At 60.3% G+C, this 6,817-nt stretch carries 5 protein-coding genes and 1 pseudogene; 2 read left to right on the forward strand and 4 right to left on the reverse strand.

Features of this window, described 5'->3' with window-relative positions:
- The first annotated feature begins 736 nt into the window (after positions 1-736).
- Positions 737-1,497 (forward strand): annotated as a pseudogene (locus PARACOCCUSGL_RS21700) (IS5 family transposase).
- A gap of 120 nt (positions 1,498-1,617) precedes the next feature.
- On the opposite strand, the gene PARACOCCUSGL_RS0119370 reads toward PARACOCCUSGL_RS21700, so the two are convergent.
- The 4 genes from PARACOCCUSGL_RS0119370 to PARACOCCUSGL_RS0119390 all read right to left on the reverse strand — a co-directional run bounded on the left by PARACOCCUSGL_RS0119370 (position 1,618) and on the right by PARACOCCUSGL_RS0119390 (position 4,862).
- Complete coding sequence (locus PARACOCCUSGL_RS0119370) at positions 1,618-1,854, reverse strand: hypothetical protein (RefSeq protein ID WP_010400470.1); 237 nt, start codon at positions 1,852-1,854, stop codon at positions 1,618-1,620.
- A gap of 414 nt (positions 1,855-2,268) precedes the next feature.
- A complete protein-coding gene (locus PARACOCCUSGL_RS0119375; RefSeq protein WP_010400474.1) occupies positions 2,269-2,502 on the reverse strand; it encodes a hypothetical protein in 234 nt (77 codons plus the stop codon).
- A gap of 59 nt (positions 2,503-2,561) precedes the next feature.
- Positions 2,562-4,376 carry a ParB/RepB/Spo0J family partition protein gene (locus PARACOCCUSGL_RS0119380; protein ID WP_010400476.1) on the reverse strand — a complete coding sequence of 605 codons (1,815 nt, stop codon included), beginning with the start codon at positions 4,374-4,376 and terminating at the stop codon, positions 2,562-2,564.
- A gap of 261 nt (positions 4,377-4,637) precedes the next feature.
- Entirely contained in the window at positions 4,638-4,862 is a 225-nt protein-coding gene (locus PARACOCCUSGL_RS0119390; RefSeq protein ID WP_010400483.1) for a hypothetical protein, read from the reverse strand.
- Between the two features lie 496 nt (positions 4,863-5,358).
- Here PARACOCCUSGL_RS0119390 and PARACOCCUSGL_RS0119395 point away from each other — a divergent pair, with 496 nt between their 5' ends.
- Entirely contained in the window at positions 5,359-6,321 is a 963-nt protein-coding gene (locus tag PARACOCCUSGL_RS0119395) for a hypothetical protein (RefSeq protein ID WP_138918406.1), read from the forward strand.
- Positions 6,322-6,817 lie beyond the last annotated feature (496 nt).

Here is a 6,817-nt window from a genome sequence, read left to right on the forward strand (position 1 = left end):
TTGAGCGCTTCATTGTAGGCTGGCCAGTTTCTGGTCCTGTAGGTTGGCGGTGTGGGTCTGCTCATACATCACAGCTACCACCCTGGATTCACGATCTGAATCCCTGACGGGATTTGTGCAACAGAGCCATCTTCCGGGCATGTCACAAAGTGTAAAAAATTACGATTGCATTTCTTGCCATCGTACATCGTATCATGAGCTCAGAACGCTTGACTGTCAAGGAAAGCGGTCGGGGAGCATGATACGATTCCGTTTCATGCCCGGCGCGACCCTGGGCGCGCACAATGCTCGCAGCGCCGCGCAGCGGACACTACAGCGGGCATGTCGCTTGTAGTGGAGATGTGACCCGGCAGCAAGACTCGTGGCATCAGGCACCGCAATAAGGGTGTTTATTACCAAATCTGTGCATATCTGCATTACTTTTCTGCATTACCATTATGCGTTACCATTATGCATGATTGTAATGCATTACCTTTTTGCATGCGTGCATTACTTACCGCATTACTGAATGCGTGCGTGCCGGTCTGATTGACATTCTGCATGTCTGCGTGCATGAAGGTATGCGAGACTGCATGTCGGTATGCATGACATTATGCCAGACAGCATGAATGCATGTCTGCGTGCCCGCATGACAAAGCACCGAGAGTAGGTGGTGTTGACAAAAGGTATTCACAGGGTGGCCTGATCGTGATTCAAGCTGGTACCTGCAATGGAGACCAGCTTGGCACGAGACCTGATGTCGGACGAGGAATGGGCGTTTCATGAGCGCTTCATTCTGGCCGTACGCGCCCCGAACGGGCGCAAGCCCGCAAATCACCGCCTTGTTCTTGATGGGATTTTCTGGATCGCGCGGACCGGCTCTCCTTGGCGCGACCTCCCAGAAGAGTTCGGGAAGTGGTCCAGTGTCTACCGCCAGTTCCGGCGCTGGACCCTGGCGGGGTTGTGGGAGCAGATCCTCGAAGCGCTGAACGAAAGTCGGATCGTGCCGGATGCGCTCCAGATGATCGACAGCACCGTGATCCGCGCCCATCATCAGGCAGCGGGCGCAAAAGGGGGACTCCAAGACAGGGTTTTGGCCGTTCAAGAGGTGGTTTCACGACCAAGGTCCACCTGCGCGTCAATGCTGCCGGGCTGCCAATGAGGTCGGACATCACGCCGGGCCAGACATCGGACTACCTGGGCTTTGATCTGGTCATGGACGACAACCTGCCGGAGCCTTGCATCCTGCTGGCCGATCGCGGCTATGACTCCGACAAAGTTCGCGAAACCATGGAGGCGCGTAGCATCCTGCCGGTGGTCCCGATGCGCAAGTCTCGCAGGCTCCGTGTCGCTGTCGATCGCAGGCTCTACCGGCTGCGGAACCTTGTCGAGCGGTGCTTCAACAAGCTCAAGAACGCTCGCCGTGTCGCCACCCGCTACGACAAGACCGCCGAAAGCTTCCTTGGCTTCATCGATATCACGTCGATCCGCCTCTGGATCCGCCATTTGTCAACATGACCTAGCAGGCGTGCCGCTGGTTGGCGCGTAGCGCCTGCCAGCGTCCGGCATTGCGCGCGGCTGCGAGGGACAAAACAGGGCGAGATATGAAAGCGGCCCCCGAAGGGGCCGCTTAGCCGTTCAACCCGGCAGGACTTTTATAAGCGTGACAGTCAGGCCAACGATGCCAGCGGCCATGATCCAGAGATGGCGAAACAGTTCGGCCTTGAACTCGGCCAGGTCCTGTTTGGTGGCGAGGGTCGAGGTATCCGCCTCGGCCAGCCCCTCGGCAATGGCTTCAGCCGCTTTCTGATCCATGCCCGCATCTGTGAGTTTGCGGGCGAATTTCAGGGTGTCGATGTGCAGTGCGTTTGCCATGAATGATCTCCTTTCAGGAATGTAAGCGTTCTGACCGGGAAATGCGAGGCTTTAGCCGCCCCGCACGGTCGCCGGCATCGGACACGCCGAGTCAGGGACGGCCCGGCACGGGCCGCTTGCAAGGGCGCGCTTGCGCGCCCGCCGTCCTTGACCGGTGTGGTAGAATGACAAGATCCGTGTGGTGGTGGATAGGTCCGGCCCCGGCTGGCGTGCGCCAGACGGGTTAACAGCCGGACGCGAGTGATGGCGCCACGGTGACAGCCGCGCAGCGGCGGCCCGGCGCGGCCTTAGCGCCGGGTCTGGTCGCGGCCCTGGGCATCAGGGTCGGGACCGGACCAACCCACCAGACAGAGGTAAAAAAAGAGGGCCGCCCGGGCGGGCGGCCAGTTGTCGCTGAGACGGATAGAAAAACTTTCAATCGCGGATCAGGCCGCACCGGTCGATCTGCCAGCCGGTTGCCGCGCGGATGATTGCGGCGTCCGGGCCATGCTGGTCGATGAAAGCGCGTTCGGCCTCGATGCCGCGCGCGGTGTGCAGCTCGGCCGAGGGCAGGCCGATGGAATTTCCGCACCAGATGCCGACCCGGGCGCGACAGACGGGGCAGGGGACGGCAAGGGCGGGGTGACGGAACGCAGTAAAATCGGGCATTGTTCTCACTCCTGCGCTGACAGGGGAAGGGCGGGGGCGCTGTCGCGCCCCGGCCTCGATCATTTCACTTCCTCGGGGAACCACTTTGCAATGCGTTCGGCCTGTTTGTCGGTAACGCCATGGGCCTCACGGAACGCGGGGTCAGAAAACAGCTTTTCCAACCGTTCGGCCTGCTCGGCCTTCTTGAGTTTGGCAAATGTGGTGGCGGTCGGGTGGTCGTCTTTCAGGTTCAGCAGATCACACCAGATTTTCTGGCGATATGCGCCGGAAACCCGCGTCCAGAAGTTTGCAGCGGTCGGTGTCCAGACCTCGCGGACATGGGCGTTGACCTCCTTGTCGATCAGGCTGCGCAGCTTGCTGTCCGCGCCGGTCAACAGCGCGGCCAGATGGCGGGTGAGTTCGCCCATGACGTAATCGCGGCCTTTCTTGCGAAACGCGCGAAAGCCTTTCGCCAGATCGCTGCCAAAGGGATCATCAGGCCGCTCGGCAGGCGTGGTCAGCCGCGCGTCCAGTTCGTAGCCCTCGGCCCCGGTCGTCGGGAAGTTCGGAACATCATCCGTGCGGATGCCGAACGCCGACCGATAGCCCATCCTGCCGGTCAGTTGATAGGCCAGCAGGTCAAGCAGCAGATCGGGATCGCGCAGCGCGGCATGTTGCCGTGCGCCGGTCAGAACGCGGGTCAGATCGTCACGCAGGGTTTGGCTGATGGGGGATTTCCCGGCCTCGCTGGCGCTTTGGGCGCGTTGTACGGGCTGGCGCATATAACCGGCCTCAATGGCGGCGGCATGATCCTCGGGCTTGACCAGCCCGGTGACGGTTTCCAGACGACCGTTATAATCGACGCAGAAAATCACGCCCGAAAGGGCCTTCTGCTCCGGCAACATGACCGGCTGCATCAGGGCATCGAGGGCGGCAAGTTCTTCCTCCCCTGCATCGTCCAGAACGCCATTTTCTGCCAGTTCGGCCAGCTCGTCATATCGCTCGGCCTGTTCTTCCGTCAGTTCAGGGGTTTCGGCGTAAACCCGGCCAAACTTGCGATTATCAACGTTGCTATAGTCGATCCACCTGGTGGGGCTTGCCTCGGCCCATTTCCAGCCATCGGCACAGAGCGCCTCGACGGTTTCGGCCAGCTTGGCGGCAAACAGTTCGTCAAGCAGGGCCTCGTCCTCAAAATATACATCATCACCGAACAGGTCTGTGGTGAGCCTGCCGCCCGCTGCTTCATAGGCATCCCGACCTACGAAAACGGCGCGGCGGTCGGTGCTAAGAATGGCCTCCGATTTGAGGCGGCGTTTGATACCCTCGGCCTCGATGCCGCGCCCGCGCACATCCGCAAGCACGGCAAGCGTCCGGGCCTCGTCGTCGCTGACTGTGAAGGCGGCGGCCTGGGCCAGCGTCAATTCGTTGTCCTTGAGCGCATCAAGGACGGGGGCGGGCAGGCTTGCCAGCTTGAGGCGGCGATAAATATGGGCTTCGGTGACGCCGAAAGCCAAAGCGATAGCGGGCACACTGGCCCCTTTGCGTGACATGGCCCCATATTCGCGGATTTCATCTGCGGGGTGGGGCTGTTCGCGCTGGTGGTTTTCGCTCGTGGCCCAGAGTTCGGCGGTGCTGGCGTCTGGTGCGATCCTGACCGGGACGGTGGTAAAGCGCGGATCATCTTGCAGCATGGCGAGTGCGCGATAACGACGCCCCCCGAAAATGACCCCTACCTTGCCGCTTTCGTCGCGCAGGCCGCCAAGGTTCTGTATCAGGCCGAGTTCCCTGATGTTGGCGGCAAGGGCCTCGATCCCTGCCGGATCGAGTACGGTGCGGGGGTTCAGTTCCGACAGGTAAAGGTCGGCAAAGGGCACATTTTCCACGATGGCTTGCATGGTTCTATCCTTGTTTAGCGACGATATTTTGTGTTATGGGTGCCCCACCCCGAGAGGGGTGAGGCGAGGGGTTTCAGATGATCCCATGCTGGTTCAGGAAGCGGCGGCCGATGCCAAAGTGATCGCCCTTCCTGACAAGCGCCCAAGCTTCCGCAAGGCGCTGGTCAAAGACAGCTTTGCTCATTAATTCACCTCCTTTCCTTTTTTCTCGGGGTTTCGGGTTTATCGGCCCGCACGGAGCAAACGGGCCGATCCCGGCGATCAGGCGGCGGCGATGTGCTGGTCATAGGGGGCCAGCACCATGCCTTGCGCGATCAGGTCTTTGATGGTCGGCCCCATCATTGGGTGAAAAAGATACCAACGGCTCTCGCCAGCGGCGTAATCGACGGCATAGGTCCATTCGACGCCGCTGCCGTCAGGGCGGTCCCGGAACAAGCGCGTCCTGAAACCACGGGCCGCGCCATTGTCAGTGTAGATGCCAGACATTTGGCCTCCTATCTCTAGCGATGATGGGGGCGGGTTGATCCCGCTCCGCCTATGGGCTGCGCCTCGGCCAGTCTGATCTGCCCGGAAACGCATGTTTCCGGCGGAACAGAGTGGGTGAGGCCGAAGCCCGACCCACGGGCCTGCACGGGACTGTCATGGGGGCGGTAGGCCGGGGTGGTGCGGGCAGGCGGGCGTCAGCCCGACAACACGGCCCGGCTGGACGCCGACGCGCGGCACGCGCGGCGCTTGCCCCTTGACCGGCCAGGGCAGGTCTGTTGGGCGGACCCTGCTAAATGGAAAAGGCGTCGGGACGGGGGTGAGCCGGGCAAAGCCTGGTCGATCCCCCGCCGCGTCCGCTGCATCAACCCGATCACGGCCCCGGCCGGGATCTCCGAACCTGCTACCGTGAAGGGGTGCCGATCCGCGCCAGCTCGCGGTATGCAATGCTGAAAGAACCTGTGATCACCGATCGGAGTGAACTGAAATGGAAAATACCATGAATGTCGAAGATAAGAATCCGATCATCAGCATGATGGACCAAATCAAAGAAGCCGACGAAGTCGGATGCTTTGTAATGGTCGGAAGCATGACCGCAAGCATATTACGTGGCATGTCCGCCGGCAAAATGGACGAAAAAACTGCCTTGATGACAGCGGAGGGGATCGCCCGATCGTACTACGACCGGCTTAAAGAGATATGCGGATACCGCCTTGCAAAAGGGCATATCTCGGCTAGCGATGAAATTGCCATCACTATGCAGGCCTCCCTTACAATTCTTGGAATCTCTAAATTCCGGGCAGGCGAAGAGGTTGAAGGCGCGGAGACTGCCGTTGATCTGATAGGTTGGCTCCACGACGCAGTGCACAAGGCGATCAAAACGCTGCGGCTTTCACATCAATGCTCTGACCGGATTCTTGAGGGTCAGCTGTACAGGAGTCCTGGCACGGCTCAGGAGACCGAGATTTTCCGATTGATATCCGATGCCGACGACATCGAACTTCTGACTATGGCGACCCGCTACGGTTCTATGCTTAAGAACTCTGTGTCTGGCGAAAGCAGCTTCAACGGAAGGGTGCTCTCGACCCTTCTGGATGCTGCACTTATCGAGATCAAGAATCGTGCGCAGGCCCTTTCTAACCACGCTAAGAGTCTCGATTCTGGATCGATCGAAACTGACCTGTCGGACATCATCTCCCGGCTACGGTCTGAGCGGCGAAAAGACGAGATGAAGCCGGAAACCGCCACGGAGACCCTTGGCCTTCTGCACGAAATTACCGGAGGCTCCGACCGGTACGAGTTGGTGGTGCTTGGGTTGATCGGATTCCACGAGCCGTGGCTCGACCGGCAGAAACAGAACAAGCGGAAACGCCAGGATGCCAAGGGTGGAGGCATCCCCTCGTGGGTGTGGGTCGCTGGCATCGCCATCGGAGTTGCCATTCTCATCGGAATTAATGGTTGAGACAATGATGGAGGTCCGCGCCAACATGTGGACGATCAAATGTCTGATGAGGCAGGTTGTTGGATGGCTCGTAAATCATCGTGTAATCGGGTCAAAAGCTTCGCGTTCTCGAATGACGCCGTTGCAATTTCTCTGATTTGGTCGGCGGTAAAGCCCGGTCGATCCCCCGCAACGGCCACCGGATCAACCGGGCGCGCGCTATGCGCGGGCCGCCATCGGATCTTACTTCACCTTTTCCAGCCGCAAGGCCGCGACTTCGGGAGCGGGCGCTGTCGGCCGTCAGCAGTCTGCGAACGGAACGCGCCATCATAGAGCGAAGGGACGTGAGCAGATTGTGGGAAAGGTGAAGCCCCGCGTCATGCGGGCGTTACCCGTATGGGCCGAGACGGGCAGCGCGCCTGCCGGTGTTGGGCGCCCTGCCCCGCAAATCTCATCCCTCTGGGCAACGCCCCTTGACGCAGAGACGGCATGTTGATTTCCGTCGAGACGTGACCCG

The organism is Paracoccus sp. TRP (assembly GCF_000185925.1).
Taxonomy (GTDB): Bacteria; Pseudomonadota; Alphaproteobacteria; order Rhodobacterales; family Rhodobacteraceae; genus Paracoccus; species Paracoccus kondratievae.